The organism is Vreelandella alkaliphila (assembly GCF_016107625.1).
Lineage (GTDB): Bacteria > Pseudomonadota > Gammaproteobacteria > Pseudomonadales > Halomonadaceae > Vreelandella > Vreelandella alkaliphila.
Genome location: NZ_JABASV010000002.1, coordinates 220316 through 240114, shown reverse-complemented (window position 1 = coordinate 240114; position 19799 = coordinate 220316). Strand labels below are relative to the sequence as shown.

At 53.1% G+C, this 19799-nt stretch carries 21 protein-coding genes; 16 read left to right on the top strand and 5 right to left on the bottom strand.

Features of this window, described 5'->3' with window-relative positions:
- The first annotated feature begins 29 nt into the window (after window positions 1–29).
- The gene (djlA, locus tag JFC11_RS04300) at window positions 30–791 is read left to right on the top strand and encodes a co-chaperone DjlA (RefSeq protein ID WP_038479411.1); all 762 of its coding nucleotides are present in this window, start codon (window positions 30–32) and stop codon (window positions 789–791) included.
- A 62-nt stretch (window positions 792–853) separates the two neighbouring features.
- A complete protein-coding gene (locus JFC11_RS04295; protein ID WP_038479414.1) occupies window positions 854–1480 on the top strand; it encodes a glutathione S-transferase family protein in 627 nt (208 codons plus the stop codon).
- Here the strand turns inward: JFC11_RS04295 and trhA are convergent.
- From trhA to ribA, 4 genes are all read right to left on the bottom strand, one after another.
- Window positions 1477–2175 (bottom strand): PAQR family membrane homeostasis protein TrhA, encoded by a 699-nt coding sequence (gene trhA / locus JFC11_RS04290; protein WP_198348785.1) that lies wholly within the window; start codon window positions 2173–2175, stop codon window positions 1477–1479. The genes JFC11_RS04295 and trhA overlap by 4 nt on opposite strands.
- An 84-nt stretch (window positions 2176–2259) precedes the next feature.
- Window positions 2260–2592: an FmdB family zinc ribbon protein gene (locus tag JFC11_RS04285; RefSeq protein WP_038479420.1), complete on the bottom strand. Its 333-nt coding sequence runs from the start codon at window positions 2590–2592 to the stop codon at window positions 2260–2262.
- Between the two features lie 90 nt (window positions 2593–2682).
- Complete coding sequence (gene fmdA, locus JFC11_RS04280) at window positions 2683–3912, bottom strand: formamidase (protein ID WP_089040306.1); 1230 nt, start codon at window positions 3910–3912, stop codon at window positions 2683–2685.
- Window positions 3913–4138: 226 nt separating this feature from the next.
- Complete coding sequence (gene ribA / locus JFC11_RS04275) at window positions 4139–4774, bottom strand: GTP cyclohydrolase II (protein ID WP_030071109.1); 636 nt, start codon at window positions 4772–4774, stop codon at window positions 4139–4141.
- A gap of 230 nt (window positions 4775–5004) precedes the next feature.
- Here ribA and hemE point away from each other — a divergent pair, with 230 nt between their 5' ends.
- The 8 genes from hemE (at window position 5005) to JFC11_RS04235 (ending at window position 13100) form a co-directional block, all read left to right on the top strand.
- Window positions 5005–6117 carry a uroporphyrinogen decarboxylase gene (gene hemE, locus JFC11_RS04270; protein ID WP_038479429.1) on the top strand — a complete coding sequence of 371 codons (1113 nt, stop codon included), beginning with the start codon at window positions 5005–5007 and terminating at the stop codon, window positions 6115–6117.
- Window positions 6117–6977 (top strand): polyamine aminopropyltransferase, encoded by an 861-nt coding sequence (speE, locus tag JFC11_RS04265; RefSeq protein ID WP_038479432.1) that lies wholly within the window; start codon window positions 6117–6119, stop codon window positions 6975–6977. The genes hemE and speE overlap by 1 nt, the downstream gene beginning before the upstream one ends.
- A 92-nt stretch (window positions 6978–7069) precedes the next feature.
- Window positions 7070–8080: an amino acid ABC transporter substrate-binding protein gene (locus JFC11_RS04260; RefSeq protein ID WP_038479435.1), complete on the top strand. Its 1011-nt coding sequence runs from the start codon at window positions 7070–7072 to the stop codon at window positions 8078–8080.
- Window positions 8081–8345: 265 nt separating this feature from the next.
- A complete protein-coding gene (locus JFC11_RS04255; protein WP_038479438.1) occupies window positions 8346–9371 on the top strand; it encodes an amino acid ABC transporter substrate-binding protein in 1026 nt (341 codons plus the stop codon).
- A gap of 91 nt (window positions 9372–9462) precedes the next feature.
- Window positions 9463–10653: an amino acid ABC transporter permease gene (locus tag JFC11_RS04250; RefSeq protein ID WP_038479441.1), complete on the top strand. Its 1191-nt coding sequence runs from the start codon at window positions 9463–9465 to the stop codon at window positions 10651–10653.
- Window positions 10654–10674: 21 nt separating this feature from the next.
- Window positions 10675–11775 (top strand): amino acid ABC transporter permease, encoded by a 1101-nt coding sequence (locus JFC11_RS04245; RefSeq protein WP_095603451.1) that lies wholly within the window; start codon window positions 10675–10677, stop codon window positions 11773–11775.
- Between the two features lie 86 nt (window positions 11776–11861).
- Window positions 11862–12590 carry an amino acid ABC transporter ATP-binding protein gene (locus tag JFC11_RS04240; protein ID WP_009723183.1) on the top strand — a complete coding sequence of 243 codons (729 nt, stop codon included), beginning with the start codon at window positions 11862–11864 and terminating at the stop codon, window positions 12588–12590.
- Between the two features lie 102 nt (window positions 12591–12692).
- A complete protein-coding gene (locus tag JFC11_RS04235) occupies window positions 12693–13100 on the top strand; it encodes a RidA family protein (RefSeq protein ID WP_198348784.1) in 408 nt (135 codons plus the stop codon).
- Here the strand turns inward: JFC11_RS04235 and JFC11_RS04230 are convergent.
- Window positions 13097–13690 carry a histidine phosphatase family protein gene (locus JFC11_RS04230; RefSeq protein WP_038479450.1) on the bottom strand — a complete coding sequence of 198 codons (594 nt, stop codon included), beginning with the start codon at window positions 13688–13690 and terminating at the stop codon, window positions 13097–13099. The genes JFC11_RS04235 and JFC11_RS04230 overlap by 4 nt on opposite strands.
- 157 nt (window positions 13691–13847) lie before the next feature.
- Between JFC11_RS04230 and phnD the strand changes: the two genes are divergently transcribed.
- The 6 genes from phnD to JFC11_RS04200 all read left to right on the top strand — a co-directional run bounded on the left by phnD (window position 13848) and on the right by JFC11_RS04200 (window position 19796).
- The gene (gene phnD, locus JFC11_RS04225) at window positions 13848–14837 is read left to right on the top strand and encodes a phosphate/phosphite/phosphonate ABC transporter substrate-binding protein (RefSeq protein ID WP_038479453.1); all 990 of its coding nucleotides are present in this window, start codon (window positions 13848–13850) and stop codon (window positions 14835–14837) included.
- Window positions 14838–14894: 57 nt separating this feature from the next.
- Window positions 14895–15701, top strand: coding sequence for a phosphonate ABC transporter ATP-binding protein (phnC, locus tag JFC11_RS04220; RefSeq protein ID WP_038479456.1), 807 nt, complete (start codon window positions 14895–14897; stop codon window positions 15699–15701).
- Entirely contained in the window at window positions 15688–16497 is an 810-nt protein-coding gene (gene phnE / locus JFC11_RS04215) for a phosphonate ABC transporter, permease protein PhnE (protein WP_038479459.1), read from the top strand. Before phnC ends, phnE (JFC11_RS04215) begins: the two co-directional genes overlap by 14 nt.
- Window positions 16491–17300, top strand: a complete 810-nt coding sequence (gene phnE, locus JFC11_RS04210; protein ID WP_038479462.1) for a phosphonate ABC transporter, permease protein PhnE — start codon at window positions 16491–16493, stop codon at window positions 17298–17300. The genes phnE (JFC11_RS04215) and phnE (JFC11_RS04210) overlap by 7 nt, the downstream gene beginning before the upstream one ends.
- An 87-nt stretch (window positions 17301–17387) precedes the next feature.
- Complete coding sequence (locus JFC11_RS04205) at window positions 17388–17819, top strand: host attachment protein (protein WP_038479465.1); 432 nt, start codon at window positions 17388–17390, stop codon at window positions 17817–17819.
- A gap of 105 nt (window positions 17820–17924) precedes the next feature.
- Entirely contained in the window at window positions 17925–19796 is a 1872-nt protein-coding gene (locus JFC11_RS04200; RefSeq protein WP_198348783.1) for a methyl-accepting chemotaxis protein, read from the top strand.
- Window positions 19797–19799 lie beyond the last annotated feature (3 nt).

The following is a 19799-nucleotide window of genomic DNA, read 5'->3' as shown; positions in this document are numbered from 1 at the left end:
CTTTTAACTTTTCAACGGTTGAGAACACCATGCTATTTCTGATTATTTTGTTTGGCCTGATTGGCCTTGCTGTCGGCGGCCCCATTGGCCTGCTGGTAGGCGGTGGGTTGGGCTGGTGGCTAGGGCGCCGCATTAGCCGCCGCTTAAACGCAGCACGCACACAAATCCAAGAAGGCTTTTTAGAATCGATCTTCTCGGTAATGGGTTGCTTGTGCCAAGCCGACGGTAAGGTCACCGATGGCGAGCTTGGCGTGGCCGAAAAGCTATTCGACCAAATGCATCTTCAAGGCGAACAGCGGGCCAAAGCGCGAGCCGCCTTCGAGCGCGGACGCGCCGACGACTTCAACCTAGATGCCGAACTGGCGAACGTTAACCGACTAACCCAGCGCCAACCGGTTTTACGCCAGGTGTTTTTGCAGGTTCAGTTAACCGCCATCGCTGCCGACGGCGTGCTGCATCCTGCCGAGCACGAGATGATTTTGCGCGTGGCCCGTGGGGTTGGCTGTAGTGAAGCGGAAGTGCAGCAGATTGAAGCCATGCTTCACGGTGCCGCCGCGAATTCGCAGGGTTCCAGCGAAGAGGCATTGAAAGACGCCTATCAAGTACTAGGGGTGAGTGAAGATGCCAGCGACGCCGAAATTAAAAAAGCGTACCGCCGCCTGATGAGCCAAAACCACCCCGACAAACTCGCTGGTAAAGGGCTGCCAGAAAGCATGCGTGAAGTAGCCCAGGCGCGCACCAGCGAAATTGGCAACGCATACGAACGCATCCGTAGCGCCCGAGACCGGTAGCTCGACAGGTTTCTAAGCACTCGCTACAGTAAAATCTCACCGCGCTGCTTAGGAGCTGCCTCATGATAACGAACTACAGTTTTCCGAACTCTCGCTCGATGCGGGTTACCTGGACACTTGAAGAACTCGGCCTAGAGTACCGTTGCCAACATGTCGCATTGGATAGAGGCGAGGGACAAACCGCTGAGCACCTAGCCCGCCATCCAGATGGCAAGGTGCCAGTGATTGAAGATGGCGAGCTAACGCTGTTTGAATCGGCACCTATCTGCCGTTATCTAGCCGAGCAATACGGTGATGGCAGCCTTCTGCCAGAAAGCGCCGCTGAGCGAGCGCAAGTCGACCAGTGGCTAAGCTTTATCGTCACCGAACTCGAGCAACCGCTGTGGCTTCAGGCCAAGCATAAATTTGCGCTCCCCCAAGATAAGCGCGTGCCTTCAGTATTGCCTACCGCCGCCTGGGAATTTCAGCGGGCACTGCTAGCACTAGAACGCCGCTACAAGGGCCAGGAGACGTTAGTCGGCGAGACGTTCACCCTGGCAGATATCTTCCTTACCCATACGTTAACGTGGGCAGCCAGTATGAAACACCGACTGCCTGAACCCCTAGCGGTCTACCGCGCACGTCACGCTGATCGCCCAGCGCTAGCCCGTGCCATGGAAAAAGAGCAAGAAGCGGCAGTTGATCGCTAGGTAACCGCCCCATGAGGTAGAACAGCGCTGTAGACAGCAAAGTAGTGGCAAATACTTCCGGCAATCACAAACAGATGCCAAATAGCGTGATTGTAGGGAATGGCACGCACGGCATAGAAGATAACCCCTAGCGTGTAGATGATTCCCCCTGCGGCAAGCAGAGCGATGCCGGTCATCGATAAACTGGCCGCCATCTCTCTAGAAGCCAGGACGATCATCCAGCCCATCAGTAAATAGATAGCCACGCGTAGTACCGCGAAACGCTGTGGCCATAGCAGTTTGCAGCCAATCCCCACTAGCGCTAGCGACCACACGGCGGTAAATAAGACCCATCCCGTGGTGCCGCGCATATTAACGAGCAGAAAAGGCGTATAAGTGCCCGCGATAAGCAAGTAAATTGCGCAGTGGTCAAGCAGCTGGAAGCGTTGCTTCCAGCGTCGATGAGAAATGCCATGATAGAAAGTCGAGGCAGTATAAAGCAGGACTAGCGTGGTGCCGTACAGGCTCAGGCTGACAATTTTCCAAGGGTCGACGTGGGCGGCTAAGCTCGCTACTACCAGCAGTACGACCATACCCACCAAGCTGAGCACAGCACCAACCCCGTGGGTAACGCTATGTAACCACTCTTCGACAATGCTGAACTCGCCTTGCTCTTGAGGCAGCACGTCATGCCGTTGTTCATCTAGAGCTTTCATCCTGGGGCGCTCCTGATATGCCACGCCCCACCATTATCACTCCATGCGTTCAATACCTACAACGCTGGCGCAGGTAACGTGGCTTTAATGACTTATCATCCAAGGCCGTGCGGAAGGGAACATTTTATTACCTTCCGCCGTATAAAATACTTGGGGCTTATGACGTTCTTGATGACAACAGCCTTTTTCGTGCTCACTATGCTGGTTGCCATGCCTGGGCTCATGTGCGGCTTTTTCATTCCGCGCAAAGGCACTGCGCCGCGCTGGATCCATCGTTAATAACTGAGGGGCGACCAGCAGTACTCGTGGTGACAAGGTTCCACACGTTGGGCAAGCGCAAGCATCACCTACTTCGCGCAGTGGAACCAGTTCGTGGAACAAGCCATGGGTAGCACATTTATAGTCGTAGAGAGGCATACCACTTTCTCCTTGTTAGCATCCACTTTAAACAGGCAGCGATACTGGCGTGTCGCTGCCTTTCTCAATGCAGCGGTGGCTGAGGGCGCTCTACTTGTCCTTGGAGAGCGGCAGATCAGCTCCCTGGGCGACTTGCGCTCCAGGCCCATTGGCATTCGGCTTCACATCAATATCAAAAATATCCGTTGGCAGCCAAAGTGTTGCGCAAGCATTGGGAATATCGACAACGCCACTGATATGCCCTTGTACGGGCGCGCAGCCTAGCAGGGAGTAGGCTTGAGCACCGGTGTAACCAAACTTTTTGAGATATTCGATGGCATTGAGAACAGCCTGACGATAAGCCACATGCACATCCAGGTAGTGCTGTTTACCCTGCTCGTCTACCGACACTCCTTCAAAAATCAGGTAATCATCGTATTTCGGCGTGATAGGACTCGGTTTGAAAATAGGGTTCTTGATGGCGTACTTCTCCATCCCGCCTTTGATCAGGTTAACCCGCAAGTGGATCCAACCGGCCATCTCAATAGCGCCACAAAAGGTGATTTCCCCATCACCTTGACTAAAGTGCAGGTCACCTACCGACAAGCCACCATCTTTAACGTAAACGGGAAAATAAATTGTCGACCCGCGCGATAAGTCTTTGATATCACAATTACCACCATGTTCACGGGGCGGTACTGTTCGCGCGCCTTCAGCGGCAGCTTGTTGCTTTGCAGTGCCTGACAATTTGCCCATATGCGCCGTATCGGCGTAGGGAAGCGCGGCTAACTGAGGGATACGGTCAGGCTCGGTATCGTAAAGTGCTTTTTCTCGCTTATTCCATTCAGCCAACATCTCTTTTGACGGTAGGCAGCCAATCAAACCCGGGTGGATTAAACCCGCAAACTCTACACCAGGAATATGTCGGGATTTGGTGAACATGCCATTAAAGTCCCAGATCGACTTTTGAGCCTCTGGGAAGTGCTCGGTTAAAAAACCACCGCCATTCTGTTTAGAAAAAAAGCCATTGAACCCCCACTGACTCTCTTCAAAGGTACCAATATCGAGAATATCGACCACCAACAAATCACCAGGCTCAGCACCTTCAACCCCCACGGGACCTGATAAAAAGTGAACCTGAGTTAGGTCCACATCACGCACATCGTCGGCGCTATCATTGTTATGGATTTGCCCGCCAGTCCAGTCATGACACTCGACAATAAAGTCGTCGCCAGGCTTTACCATGCAGGCCATGGGTATATCGGGATGCCAGCGATTATGGATCTGTTCGTTTTCGTAAGGCGATTGTTTAAGGTCAATTTTAATAATTGTTTCAGCCATAACAAACCTCTGTCACGTAACGTCGGATAGTCAGTGTAGAGAAGATCGTTTCCCCTACCCCACTATGCAAAATAGTCACTCAGGCAGTTATAAGCTAATTACATCTCGACTCTTACGCAGCCTTAACTAAACTCAGCCAAGCATCTGCTCAACAGATACTCAGGGGAGCAGGCTTTAGGGTCTTTCAGACAGAAGAGCGGTTCAGTAGCGTGACAAAAGGGCTTAGTCACCCTTTACGCTCAATATCGACGTCGCTGGCCTGGGTAAAATCGTCCAGCGCCATCATATGGCCAAGTTTGCCCGCTTTCGTTGAGAGATAGTGCTCATTATGGGGGTTTAGGCCTGTGGTAATCGGCAGGCGCTCAACCACATTCACACCATCTCGGGTTAAGGCATCAACCTTTCTAGGGTTATTGGTCATCAGTTTTAGTGCCGTGATACCCAAGTGGTTAAGCATCGGCACACACAGGTCATAGCGACGCATGTCCGCACCAAAACCAAGCTGCTCGTTGGCTTCAACCGTGTCAGCACCTTGGTCTTGCAGATGATAAGCGCGGATTTTATTCAACAGCCCAATACCTCGCCCCTCCTGGCGCAGGTAGAACAGCACACCACGCCCTTCTTCGGCAATACGCTTGAGCGCTTCTTGTAACTGATAGCCGCAGTCGCAGCGCATTGAGAACAGTGCATCGCCGGTTAAACATTCAGAATGCACGCGCCCCAGTACTGGCTCGCCGCCGCTCACATCACCTAGCGTTAAGGCGATATGGTCTTTACCCGTGGCTTCGTCTTCGAAGCCGTGCATGGTGAATGTGGCCCAAGGTGTGGGCAGCCGGGAAGCGGCAATGAAGCGAATGGTCACAGGTTACCTCGTTGATTAACCAAACCAGCTAACCACACCGGTGTTGGAAAAATAAGAAAACATTCTATCAGGAAGCGTCGGTAGCCTCACGGTCTCAACAGGGAGAGGCGTTTTTAAGTACGTTTTTAAGTACAATGGCCACCTTCAAATACAGTTATCTTCAAGTACCGTTATCTTCAAGTACAATGACTCCCTTACAATGCGGGCAAACTTCTCAAGAGCAAGTGTTTATGACCACCACACCTTTGCAAAACGACCGTTTTCTTCGTGCGCTGGCTCGCCAGCCCGTCGACCGCACTCCGGTGTGGATGATGCGCCAAGCAGGCCGCTACCTGCCAGAATATCGCGCCAGCCGCGCCGATGCTGGCAGTTTTATGGATCTGTGTCGCAACCATGACCTAGCTTGTGAAGTAACGCTACAGCCCCTTGAGCGTTACCCGCTAGATGCCGCTATTCTATTCTCCGACATCCTCACAATCCCAGATGCGATGGGGCTAGGGCTCTATTTCGAAACCGGTGAAGGCCCTAAATTCAGAAAAACCGTGCGCACCCCAGAAGAGGTTGCAGCGTTAACGGTACCCAACGCCGAGCGCGATCTCGATTATGTGATGCGTGCCGTATCGACCATTCGTCGTGAGCTGAACGGCCGCATGCCGTTGATTGGCTTTTCGGGTAGCCCCTGGACGCTAGCCACCTACATGGTGGAAGGCGGTTCTAGCAAAGATTTCCGTCACCTGAAAACCATGCTTTACGATACGCCAGACACCATGCACCAATTGCTGGATACCCTGGCACAGTCGGTAACCGACTACCTAAACGCGCAAATTCGCGCTGGCGCTCAAGCGGTACAGATTTTTGATACCTGGGGCGGTGCGCTTTCAACCCCCGCCTACCTGGAATTTTCGCTGCGCTACATGGAGCAAATTGTCTCCGGCCTGATTCGTGAACACGATGGCCGCCGCGTGCCGGTTATTCTGTTTACCAAGAACGGCGGCCAATGGCTGGAACACATCGCCTGTGCCGGCGCCGATGCGCTAGGTATCGATTGGTCGACCGAGCTTTCCGACGCCCGCTCCCGCGTGGGCCATAAAGTCGCGCTGCAGGGCAATCTGGACCCCAACGTGCTGTTCGCCCGCCCCTCGGCCATTCGCGCCGAAGTGGCTCGCGTACTGGAGAGCTACGGCCACGGCCCGGGCCACGTCTTTAACTTGGGCCATGGCATCAGCCAGTTCACTAACCCTGACCACGTCACCGCCTTTATGGAGGCGCTGCACGATTTAAGCCCGCAGTATCATCAAGGCATTCCTACCCAAACGAACGCCCCGCGCCCAGGAGCAAAGTAATGAGCGATTTACGCGACGACCAGTGGTTTACCGAAGTATTTGATAGCCACGGCAGCGCTTTCTCGCTGAAAGTCACTGAGAAATTGCTGGATGTGCAAAGCCCCTACCAGCACCTGGAAGTTTATACCACGGAGACCTACGGCAACCTGATGGTGCTCGATGGCTGCGTGATGCTGACCGATCGCGACAACTTCCTCTATCACGAAATGATAGCCCACCCGGCGCTGTTCACCCATCAAGACCCCAAACGGGTGGTGATTATTGGTGGTGGCGACTGTGGCACGCTGAAGGAAGTGCTGCGTCATCCAGGCGTTGAAAAAGTGACGCAAATCGACATCGATGAAGAAGTGACTAAGGCCGCCGAGCGCTTCTTCCCAGCGCTGGTAGAAGCCAACGGCGACCCGCGTGCCGAGCTACTGTTTGCAGATGGTGTGAAGTGGGTAGACGACGCTGCCGATGAGAGCATCGACGTGCTGATTATCGACTCTACCGACCCGGTCGGCCCCGCCGAAGGGCTGTTTAAAACCGACTTCCTGAAGCGCTGCCACCGTATTCTAAAAAATGGCGGCGTGATGGTGCAGCAAAGCGAATCACCGCTTTACCACAGCGGCTCTATTATTCGCGAACTGCGTAACGACATGCGTGAAGCGGGCTTTGATAGCGTGGCCACACTGCCCTTCCCACAGCCGGTTTACCCTTCTGGCTGGTGGAGCGTTACCTTGGCCGGTAAAGCGACCAGCGTTGAAAGCTTCCGCGAACAGGCTGCCGCTGAGCATAAAATGCCGCTACAGTACTACACTGGTGATGCTCACCGTGGTGCACTATCGCTGCCGCCTTTTATGCGTAAAGCCTTCGCATAACTTAGCGCCTGCGAATAGCCAAAAAGCCGAGCATTGCTCGGCTTTTTTTATGTGCTTACGTTTACTTGCCCTTTCACGTTAAGGAATAACAAATGAAAACCGTTCGTTGGTTGGGAGTAGGAATTGGTGTTTTAGTACCTGCGATGGCCATGGCCAGTACGCTGGAAACCGTTCAGGAGCGCGATAGCGTACGTTGTGGCGTTAACGCTGCCCAGCCAGGCTTTTCGTCATTAGATGACGACGACCAATACCGGGGCCTGGATACCGATGTATGCCGTGCCATTGCCGCTGCGGCGCTTGGCGACGCGACAAAAGTAGACTTCGTGCCACTCGACTCGGTAGAACGTTTCACCGCGCTGCAGTCTGGCGAAGTCGATGTCCTATCACGCACCACGACCTGGACCTCGAGCCGTGACACGACGATGGGGATGAACTTTACCGGCGTAAGTTACTACGATGGCCAAGCCTTTATGGTGGCCAGCGATCTAGGCGTGCAAAGCGCTAAAGAGCTTGATGGCGCGGCAGTTTGTACCCAGTCCGGCACCACCAGCGAACTCAATCTTTCTGATTACTTTCGTATCAACGGCATGACTTATGATGCTGTCGTTTTTGATGCGCCTGAGCAATCTATTGCTGGCTTTGAAGCGGGCCGTTGCGATGTTTTAAGCTCCGACGCTTCCCAACTGTATGCCCAACGGATGCAGCTTGCTGATCCCGACATGGCGGTCGTGCTCCCTGAAATTATCTCGAAAGAACCGCTGGGCCCAGCCGTTCGTCAAAATGATGACCAATGGTTCAATCTTGTGAAGTGGTCGCTGTTTGCCATGCTAAATGCGGAAGAGCTAGGCATTACACAAGCTAACGTAGATGAACAGCTTAATTCGGAGAATCCTGATGTCATGCGCCTGCTTGGTCAAGATGGTGACTTTGGTGAGCCAATGGGCATCAATACCGATTGGGCGTACCAAATCATCAAGCAGGTGGGTAACTACGCCGATATCTTTGATAAAAACGTCGGTGCTGACTCTGACTTCAAGATTGCCAGAGGCTTAAACGCCTTGTGGAAAGATGGTGGCATTCAATACGCACCCCCTATTCGCTAATCCTGTTTATCTTTCAAACCCGTTAATCTGTAACGCTTAAACCTACTATTCTAAAACTATCAGCAACGTTAGCGACTCGCACCAAAATAGAGCAATCGCTAGTCGCTAATGTTCCTTTTTGCACCAATACTTTCGTATACAGCTGGCATTTTGCGTTGAAAAGCGCTGAATTTGACGACATATCCTTTCTGGCACCTTCCTTGCTAGCTTTTAGTGTCATGCATCTGCATGCATAACGACATTAAATCGAGTAAGGGGAACGACCATGATGAATAAAAAACACTTGGTACTGCTGGCCTCCGCGGGTGCTATCACGTTGGCCGGTGTCGCCACTGCTCAAGCTGATACGTTAGAAGACACGATGGAACGTGGCGCCGTACAGTGCGGCGTCAGTGACGGCCTGCCAGGCTTTTCCGCCCCGGACGATGAAGGTAACTGGCAAGGACTCGACGTTGACGTATGTCGTGCTGTTGCAGCTGCCGTTCTCGGTGATGCTGATGCGGTGAACTACATTTCTCTGAACGCTGTAGAGCGTTTTACGGCCCTGCAGTCTGGCGAAGTCGACGTACTTTCACGCAACACCACCTGGACCACCACTCGTGACACCACGCTGGGCCTCAACTTCACTGGCGTTAACTTCTATGATGGCCAAGGCTTTATGGTCTCCCGCGACCTGGGTATTTCCAGCGCATCTGAACTGGACGGTGCCGCTATTTGTATTCAGTCTGGCACCACGACTGAGCTAAACCTAGCAGACTACTTCCGTGCCAACGGCATGGAATTCGACCCCATCGTTTTCGATACCTCTGAGCAAACCGTGGGTGGCTTCCAGGCTGGCCGCTGTGACGTTCTCACCTCCGATACTTCCCAGCTAGCCGCACTGCGTATTCAGCTAGATGACCCGTCTGGCGCGATGATTCTGCCAGACGTTATCTCCAAAGAGCCGCTAGGCCCGGTGGTGCGTCAAGGTGACGATGTATGGTTTAACATCGTGAAGTGGTCGTTATTCGCCATGCTTAACGGCGAAGAGTACGGCATCACCAGCGAAAATGCCGAAGAGATGCTCAGCTCTGAGAATCCTGATGTTGCCCGCCTACTTGGCCAAGATGGCAACTACGGTGAAGGTATGGGCTTAGAAGCCGATTGGGCTTACAACATCCTGAGCCAAGTTGGTAACTACGGCGAAAGCTTTGAGCGCAACGTCGGTATGGGCTCTCCGCTTGAAATTGAGCGCGGCGTTAACGCCCTCTGGAATCAAGGTGGTTTCCAGTACGCACCGCCGATTCGCTAAGCGTCTCGTTTGACCCCGGCCCGCCGCCCCATTCTTCCAAGGGCATCGGCGGGCCATTTGATTGACCGTCCGTATCGCGGAGACGCCTTCCATGTCCGTAAGTCCTAACACTCGTCCCGCTGGCCACAAGCCGCCGTTTTGGCGAGATCGCGCCAAACGTGCGCTTATTTTCCAGCTACTCCTCGTCGCCGCTGTGGCAGCCTTTCTGCTCTACATTGTCGGTAATGTCCAAGACAACTTATCCGCACGTGGTATCACCACCGGGTTTGGTTTCTTGGGCAACACCGCAGGCTTTGGGATTGTGCAGAGTCTGATCGACTACTCATCTCAGAGCACTTATGGCCGTACCTTCCTGGTTGGCTTACTGAATACGTTGTTGGTGGGTGGCCTAGGGGTATTGGCCGCGACCATCATTGGCTTTATTGTTGGCATCGCCCGCCTGTCGCCTAACTGGCTGCTGGCGCGCTTAGCCACCGCCTATATCGAAACCTTCCGCAATATCCCGCTGCTACTACAAATTTTCTTCTGGTACTTTGCGGTATTACGCACGTTGCCAAGCGCCAGAGATAGCCTGGCATTTGGCGAGGCTCTCTTTCTCAACGTACGCGGATTGTATTTACCCCAGCCGCTGTTTGAGTCTGGCTTTGGCTTGATCCCTCTTACCTTCCTTGTCGCCATTGTTGCCAGTATTGCCCTGGTGATATGGAACAAGCGTCGCCATGAAGCCACAGGCAAACGCCTGCCGGCTTACTGGATCTCGTTTTTGCTGATTTTTGGCTTACCGCTGTTAGTGCTAGTTGCCACTGGCGTGCCGGTTACCTGGGAAATGCCGGAACTACGCGGCTTTAATTTCCGTGGCGGTATTACGGTAATCCCTGAGTTCCTCGCGCTTTGGCTGGCACTGTCGATTTATACCGCCTCCTTTATTGCTGAAATTGTCCGCTCTGGCATTCAAGCAATTTCGCACGGGCAAACGGAAGCTGCCCAGGCACTAAGCCTGCCACGTAACCTGGTACTTCGTCTGGTGGTTATCCCTCAGGCACTGCGCGTCATTATTCCGCCGCTAACCAGCCAGTACTTGAACTTGATTAAGAACTCGTCGCTGGCAACCGCCATCGGTTATCCCGACCTTGTCTCGGTGTTTGCAGGCACCACGCTGAACCAGACCGGCCAAGCCATTGAGGTCATTGCAATGACCATGGCGGTCTACCTAACCATCAGCCTGCTGGTGTCCATGTTTATGAACTGGTTCAACGCCCGAGTGGCACTGGTTGAACGCTAGGCCGACGGTGAGGATGTTTACATGATCCATAATCAAACAATCATTAAAGAGCGGCCAGCCCCCAGTAGTTCTGTCGGGGCGATTGCTTGGCTACGTACCAATCTGTTCAATGGCCCGATCAATACCATCTTTACCCTGATCGGGCTTTACATACTCTATTTGCTTGTTGTTCCCACCGTTCAGTGGGCGTTTTTGAATGCTGACTGGATAGGTACCACACGGGATGACTGCTCTCGGGAAGGAGCTTGCTGGGTCTTCATCAATGCACGCTTTACCCAGTTTATCTACGGCTTGTATCCCCGTGAAGAAATCTGGCGAGCCAACATCGTCTTTGCTGGCTTCTTTACGCTGATAGCCTGGCTAGCAATTCCCCGCCTGCCCCTCAAACGTTGGGTGGCGGTATTCGCTCTCGTCGGTTTCCCCATCGTTGCTTATGTGCTGCTGCACGGCGGCTACTTTGACATGCCTCGCGTGCCCACGCACCGCTGGGGTGGCTTAATGCTGACCCTACTGCTGGCCACCGTCGGTATGGTTGGCGCGCTGCCAATCGGCATTGTGCTGGCATTGGGGCGACGCTCCAATATGCCCATTGTGAAAAGCTTCTGCGTGGTATTCATCGAGTTCTGGCGCGGGGTACCACTGATTACGGTGCTATTCATGGCTTCGGTAATGCTGCCGCTTTTCCTGCCTTCCGATATGAGCGTCGACCGCCTAGTACGCGCACTAATCGGCTTAACACTGTTCCAAAGTGCCTACATGGCCGAGGTTATTCGTGGTGGCCTGCAGGCCATCCCTAAGGGTCAGGAAGAGGCTGCCGCTGCGCTCGGCATGACCTACTGGAAACGCATGGGCCTGATTGTGCTTCCTCAGGCGCTGAAGATGATGATCCCCGGCATCGTGAACACCTTCATTTCGCTGTTTAAAGACACCACCCTGGTCATGATCATCGGGCTATTTGACCTATTGGGGATCGTACAAGCGGCGTTGGCTGACTCACGCTGGCTAGGCTTCTCGCTAGAAGGCTATGTCTTTGCCGCCTTCATGTTCTGGATCTTCTGTTTCAGCATGTCGCGCTATAGCCAGTATTTAGAACGCAAGCTGCACACCGGCCATAAGCGCTAACGCCGCTTTTATTAACGATTTTTTAGCAGGATAGAGACATGACTCAAGCAGCCACCAACATCTCTGGCACCCCCACTTCTGACCTGATGGTTGAAATGCGCGGCGTTAATAAATGGTACGGCGATTTTCACGTGCTGCGCGATATCGACCTGGAAGTAAAGCGCGGCGAGCGTATCGTTATTTGCGGGCCTTCAGGCTCGGGCAAGTCAACCTTGATTCGTTGCATTAACCATCTGGAAGAGCACCAGCAAGGCGATATCGTGGTAGGCGGCGTACCGCTTACCCAAGACGTTAAGCGTATCGAGCAGATCCGCCGTAGCGTGGGCATGGTGTTCCAGCACTTCAACCTCTTCCCTCACTTAACAGTGCTGGAAAACTGCTGTATAGCGCCCATGTGGGTGCAAAAAAAGCCGCGCCGCGAGGCAGAAGAAATGGCTATGCAGTACTTAGAACGGGTGCGTATTGCTGAACAGGCGCTTAAGTACCCGGGGCAGCTTTCCGGCGGCCAGCAGCAGCGGGTCGCCATTGCCCGTTCACTGTGCATGCACCCTGACGTGATGCTATTCGACGAACCAACGTCGGCGCTTGATCCAGAAATGATCAAGGAAGTGCTCGACGTCATGGTGGAGCTTGCTAATGAAGGCATGACCATGCTGTGTGTGACCCATGAAATGGGCTTTGCCAAAACCGTCGCCGACCGGGTGATTTTTATGGACCAAGGGCAAATTATCGAAGAAAACGCTCCTGAGCCGTTCTTTAATAACCCGCAGTCAGAACGTACCCAGCTATTCTTGAGCCAAATTTTGGGGCACTAAGTAAAGCAATTGATAAAGCAATGGGCCTCATTGAAGGCCCATCTTTGTATTTCGCTTATATCGAGCGGCGCCAACTCATCGACACAAGAGAGACCGTTCAAGATGGAAAAGCTATTTATTGACCGCGCCCCACAGCCGATTGCTCCCTTTTCGCACGCTTGCCGAGTGGGCGATTTGGTATTTATTACCGGCCAGATGCCCACCGTACCTGAAACCAACGAAATGCTGTTGGGCACCTTTACCGAACAAACTCATCGCGTCATGCAAAACCTAGCCATCATGTTGGAAGAAGTGGGCAGTCGCTTTGAATACGTCGTGCAGTCACGCGTATTTATTACCAATATGGGCCACTTTGACGAGGTTAATCGCGTGTATGCCAGCTACTTCAAACAGCCGCTGCCAACCCGCACCTGTATTGGCGTCACCGGTCTTGCCGGCGGGGCCGATGTAGAAGTGGATATGATTGCCTGGATCCCACCCTCACCAGCACCCTCACCCAAAACCGACTAACTCCCCAGCGGGGTAATGCTGGCAGGCTGCAGGGCAGGCTGCTCGCGGTGTTGCGTTAGCGGTTTATTGGCGAGCGCTGTGAGCAGTATCTGTAATGGGTCGCCATGACTCACCACCAACACCGTCTCGCCTTCGCAGCGACGCTCCAGCTGCTCAACAACTGCGCACATACGCTTGGCGACGTGACTTACCGCCTCCACCTGATGCTGTTGATGGCCAGCATCCTGGGCATCTAACGCCCATACGTCAGGGTAATGCCGATCCGATTGGCCATCGAGCTCACCAAAGTAGCGCTCACGAAGGCGCTCCTCTTTCTCCAGCGTTAAGCCAAACGCTTTAGCGACTCGATCAGCGGTTTGTGTTGTCCGCAAAAAGTCCGAGTGCACCACCTTGGTGGGCGTCGGCCAACGCCATTGCTCAATGACGGTTGAGAGCTGCTCTTCGCCCAGAGGTGACAAGCCGAAATCGCAAAGCCCACGCCCAGGCGAACTAATAATGAGGCCTTGTTCATTCGCTTGGCTATGGCCATGGCGCATCAAAAGATAGCGATTTCGCCAATGGTAGAAAGTGGCTGTGAAAGTGTTTGACATATCTTTGTAATAAATCCTAGATTGAGAGAGATCGTTTTCGAAAAATAAACATCTAGCGCTACAAATGTCCACTTGCGAAACGCACGCGCAGTAAAAGAAGCGCTGAATTCGATAGTGGATAGCACAACACAAAAATAACGCACATAAGAGGCTAACTATGGAAACATCACGTTTCTGCAAGCGCCCGCTTGCCATGCTAGCGGCTGCATCACTGCTCCCCTTCGCACTCCTCTCTACCAATGCCTTGGCAGAATGCGAGCGCGGTGACTTGGATCCACTGTACTGCGATGAAAACGGCGACATGGTGGCTGATCGGCCAAGCGACGAGTCTGGGTGGGCAAACCCGGACACCCTTATTTTTGCCTATACCCCAGTAGAGGATCCGGCCATTTATTCGGATATCTGGCAGCCCTTTATTGATCATCTATCCGACGTTACCGAACGCGATGTGCGCTTCTTTGCTGTCCAATCTAACGCCGCACAAGTGGAAGCCATGCGCAGCGGGCGCTTACACATTGCTGGCTTCTCGACCGGCCCTACCCCTTTTGCCGTTAACTTAGCAGGCGCGGTACCCTTTGCACTGATGGGGTCAGATGATGGTCAGTTCGGCTACACCCTGCAGCTATTTACCCACGTAGACTCAGATATTGAGAGCCTGGAAGACCTCAAGGGTAAGCGTGTTGCCCACACCTCACCAACGTCCAACTCCGGTAATCTAGCGCCGCGTGCCTTATTACCAGAGCTTGGTATCACCCCCGAAGAGGATTACGACGTCGTTTACTCGGGCAGCCATGACCAATCGATGTTGGGCGTAGTCGCTCGGGATTACGATGCCGCGCCGGTTGCTTCTGAAGTAGTCGAGCGTATGGCAGCACGTGGTCTTTACGATGAGGAAGATGTGCGTCTGATCTACGAATCTGACCGATTCCCCACTACCTCCTATAACTACGCCCACAACCTACACCCAGATCTTGTAGAAAAAATCGAGGAAGCCTTCTTTACCTTCGATTTTGTCGGTACCGAGCTTGGCGAGGAGTTTGAAGGAGTCGAAAAATTTATTCCGATTAATTACAAAGATAACTGGCAAGTGATTCGTACCATCCAGGCAGCTAATGACGTGAGCTATACACGAGAAAACCTGGAGTAACAGCGATTGCGCCGTCTCCGGCGGCGCAATTATTCGACTTTCGATGGAAACAATCACATGCTGGAAATTACCAATCTGGTCAAACGTTATGGCCACAACGAGGCGGTGCTGAAAGGACTCGATCTTAAGGTAGAGGACAACAGCGTTGTTTCTATTGTCGGTGCGTCCGGTGCTGGTAAAAGCACCATGCTTCGCTGTATCAATCGCTTAGTAGAACCTACATCGGGCTCTATCAAACTCAACGGCACCGAACTGGTGAATGTGAAAGGCGCTGAGTTACGCCGTGCTCGGCGCAAAATTGGCATGGTATTCCAGGGATTTAACTTGTTGGATCGCCTCACCGTCATGGAGAACGTACTTGCTGGGCGGCTTGGCTACGTTAATCTCTATCAAGCAATCTCACGTCGCTACCCTCAAGCCGATATAGAGCGCGCATTTACTCTCATGGAGCGCGTTGGGATTGCTCATTACGCCAATAAACGTGCCGATGAACTTTCCGGCGGTGAGCGCCAGCGCGTCGGGGTGGTACGGGCATTAATGCAAGAACCTGACCTGCTGCTGGCCGACGAGCCAACGGCATCGCTCGACCCGCGCACGTCCGAGCAGATCATGATACTGCTGCAGAGCCTTGCCAGTGAGCTTTCGCTACCGGTATTGATCAATATTCACAACGTTGCGCAAGCAAAAACCTACACTGAGCGCATTGTCGGCTTACGCCACGGCAAGATGATTTTTGATGGAGTGCCTGCGGACTTTAACAAAGACGCGCTAGATGCCATTTATGGTGGTATTGAAGCGCCTGACGATGCCATTACTGAGCAGCCCGATGCCCGCGTAGAGGAGCCACGACATGACGCCGTCTGACTCCCCTTCTCCCCCGCGCATCTGGAAAAAGCCGCCATTTATTGCCAACCCCATCATCCGTTACGGCATTTTTATTGTCGCTGCGATTTATCTGGTGTGGGCTTTCGGTTCTTTGCCGTTTAACTGGGCGCGCATTTCAGAAGGCTTACCGCGGGCAGCACGCATCTTTAGCGGGGGCTTTCCCCCCAGCCTGGAACGTTACGAGTTGCTGCTGACAGGCTTTAAAGAGAGCTTCCAAATTGCCATTCTCGCCACATTACTAGGCGTTTTTTTATCGATTCCTTTTGCGGTGATGGCCGCTCGTAACATCGCCCCGATGCCCATTTACGTGATTGGCCGCGCGGTCATTATTATCTCGCGCAGCTTTCACCCCGTGATCGTGGCTATTTTATTCGTGGCGGCCGTTGGTTTTGGGCCGCTGGCAGGTATTTTAACGCTGACTCTCTACTCCATCGGGTTTGTTGGAAAGCTGCTAGCAGAAGAGATCGAAGAGATTGACTGGGGGCAGGTAGAAGCCATGCGCGCGGCAGGAGCAGGCTACATTGCCACGCTTTATTACGCCGTCTTTCCACAAATATTGCCCCGCCAGGTCGGTCTATCGATGTACCAGCTTGATAGCAACCTACGCGCCTCTGCGGTGGTCGGCATCGTCGGTGCAGGCGGTATCGGTGGCACATTAATGAATGCCTTTGGTCGCTATGATTACGACTTCGCCTTTGCGATTCTACTGGTCATTATTGCGGTTATTTTACTGAGTGAAGGCATCAGCGGCTGGGTGAGGAAAAAAATATGGTAGATCACGCTCAGCAACTTGCCGACCGTGTTTGGCATCGCTACGACCGTAAAGAACGCTTAATCCGCTACGCTGTACTGCTAGGCACACTGATGCTGGTGTTCTGGGCGGTTCGCGATATTGATATTTTCTGGCCCTGGGTATGGGACGCTCCCAACCAAATGTCTAATTTGGGTGCGCGCATGTGGCCGCCCAGCGCTGCCGGGTTAAGCAATATTCTGAACGCGCTGCTGGAAACGGTACATATCGCAACGTTAGCCACATTTCTGACTATTTTTCTCGCCTTGCCAGTCGCCTATATCGCCGCACAGAACACCACCCCCAATCGTGCTTGCCTATGGCTGGGGCGTTTTATTCTGGTCTCCAGCCGCTCAGTTAATACGATTATATGGGCGCTGTTATTCGTGGCTATTTTTGGCCCCGGCGTGTTAGCAGGGATTCTGGCGATTGTGTTTCGCTCGATTGGCTTTATCGGCAAATTAATGGGTGAAGCCATTGAAGAAATCGACCGCCGACCGGTGGAAGCGATGGAAGCCACCGGTGCTTCCAAGGCAAAAGTGGTCGCCTACGCCATTGTGCCCCAGGTGATGCCAGCCTTTTTTGCCATCGTGATTCTGCGCTGGGATATCAACATCCGGGAATCCACCGTACTGGGACTCGTTGGCGCAGGTGGCATTGGCGTGATTCTACAAGGCGCTATCGACACCTTTGCTTGGCCGACAGTCGCTACTATTTTGATCGCGATTATCATTTTGGTACTGATAGGCGAAGCCATTACTAGCCTACTGCGCAGCAAAGTGCTTTAACCCCTTTTTAGCTACGCAAGTGTTTGACCAAACGGCAAATGATTGCCATGGTTAGAGAGTAACTAACGACAAGGAGGACGTACGACGATGACCACCTATATCGTGGTAGCTGACGCCGCCCGCGCGCGTATTTTCACCCGTGATGCGTTGAATCTCACTGAGCATGAGAGCCTTGTACACGCAGCAGGCAGGCTGCATGAAGGTGATTTAATCACCGATCGCCGCGGTGCCGATGTTCATGAATCTACGTCAACCTCATCGCGCTCGTCAGGAGAGGAGGGCGCCGCCTCGCAGCATGAAAATGAGTTGTTTGCCAAAGAAGTTGCCAAGCGCTTATATGACGCACGCGTCGATAACAGCATGGAAAAGCTTATTATGGTCGCGCCGCCGAAATTTCTTGGGCTACTGCGAGAAAAGCTCGATAACACCACCCACAAGTTGGTCATTCACACGCTTTCAAAAGATTTGAGTAAAGCTTCCCTGGCCGATATTCAAAACGCCGTTAGCGACTTACGCTAATGCTCTCTACGTCACTCTCGCTTTCCCACTAAGCACGCTTTTCTGCTAAAGAAGTGGTCGCTTTTGCCGATAGTCGTCTGACCCCTGACGATTTAGAGAGCGACCATGTTTTCCTCCCTACGAGCCCGCATCTTACTAGCCGCCCTCACGGCCATTATTGTAGCCCTCATCATTAATGGCATAGCCAGCTACACCACCGTCAAGCATCACAACAATCAACAAGTAAGCCGCAATCTCAGTGCCGTCGTTAACGGTAACACCCAGGCAATTAATGAGTGGTTTAACGCTCGCTATACCATGCTGGCCAGCATGGATGATGCTGTTGGCAGCAGCGACCCACTTGCCGCATTGCGTCAGTTGGCTGATTCTGGAAGCTTCATGACTGCCTATATGGCTTATCCCTCCACGTCTGATGCTGTTTTTTCTGATAACTGGCAGCCACCTAGTGATTATGACCCTCGCCAACGCCCCTGGTATCAGGACGCTGCCAACGCCAAAGACACCATTATCACAACGCCTTATGTCGATGCCCAAACAGGGGGGTTAATCGTTACCTTTGCACGCCCCTTCTACCGTAACGGGCAGCTCGCTGCTGTCATTGGCGCAGACATCACCATTGAAGATGTCATTGATATTGTGGCCAGTATCGCCCCGACACCTTCAAGCTTTGGTTTTTTGACGACGGAAGATGGCACGCTCGTAGCGCATCCTGACGCAGAGTTAACGCTTGAGCCGTCCTCAGTGTTGAGCAGCGATCTAACCAACGACAGCTTGGCCAAGATTATCCAGGCCGAAGAGCCTCAAGCGCTTGAGCTGCAAAACAGTGGCAAGCTGCTGATGGGCAGCACAGTGGGCGGCAGTAGTGGCTGGCAGTTAGTAGTGGCGCTTGATGAGCACGAAGCCACCGCAGGCCTGCGTGCCATTGCGACTACCTCGATTATCACTTTGCTGATTGTCGCGGCCATCACCGCCGTTATATTTGGAGTTCTGCTTTCATTGATGCTTCGTCGACTGCTTGGCGTGCGCAGCGCGATGGATAACATTGCCTCGGGAGATGGCGATTTAACCCTACGTTTGCCAGAAGAAGGCAACGATGAAGTGACCCAAATTGCCAGCGCGTTCAACCGTTTTGTCGGCAAAATGGAAGCCGTATTAGTTGATGTCCGTACAAGCAGTGAAGCGGTTCATCACGCGGCCAACGAAATTGCCATGGGTGGTCAGGATTTATCACGCCGTACCGATAACGCGGCCGCAAGCCTGCAGCAAACGTCTGCGTCGATCGAGGAAATAACCAGCACCGTTCAGCATACTGCCGCATCCGCCCAGCAAGCCAACCAGCTCTCCCATGCAGCATCAAACGTTGCGAAGGAAGGTGGCCAAGTGGTGGCAAATGTCGTCACAACAATGGAAGACATTTCTCAAGCCTCTAATAAGATTGGTGAAATTGTCACGCTGATGAACAGCATTGCCTTCCAAACCAATCTGCTGGCACTCAACGCCTCTGTAGAAGCGGCCCGTGCCGGCGAACATGGCCGCGGCTTTGCCGTAGTGGCCGACGAGGTCCGCAAACTGGCGGGACGCAGTAGCGAAGCTGCCAACGATATTCAAAAGCTAATCGAAGACTCACAAAGCAAAGTCAACAATGGCACCTCTCTGGTACAAAATGCGGGTGCGACGATGCAAGATATTGTTGCCCATATCACCCGTGTTACCGATGTACTGGAGGAGATTAACGCAGCCACCAGCGAGCAGAGCGATGGCATTAATCAAGTCAATATTGCCGTTGCCGAGCTTGATCGCATGACCCAGGAAAACGCTGCCATGGTGGAAGAGTCCACTACTGCTGCTGAGCAACTGAAAGAGCAAGCAGAGCATCTCGCAGGGACTATCAGCAGCTTTAAACTGTCCCACGCTGCTACGCCTGCTTTGCAAGTGCCCTATCAAACACCTGACAACCAACGTCGCCATATCGCCTAGGGA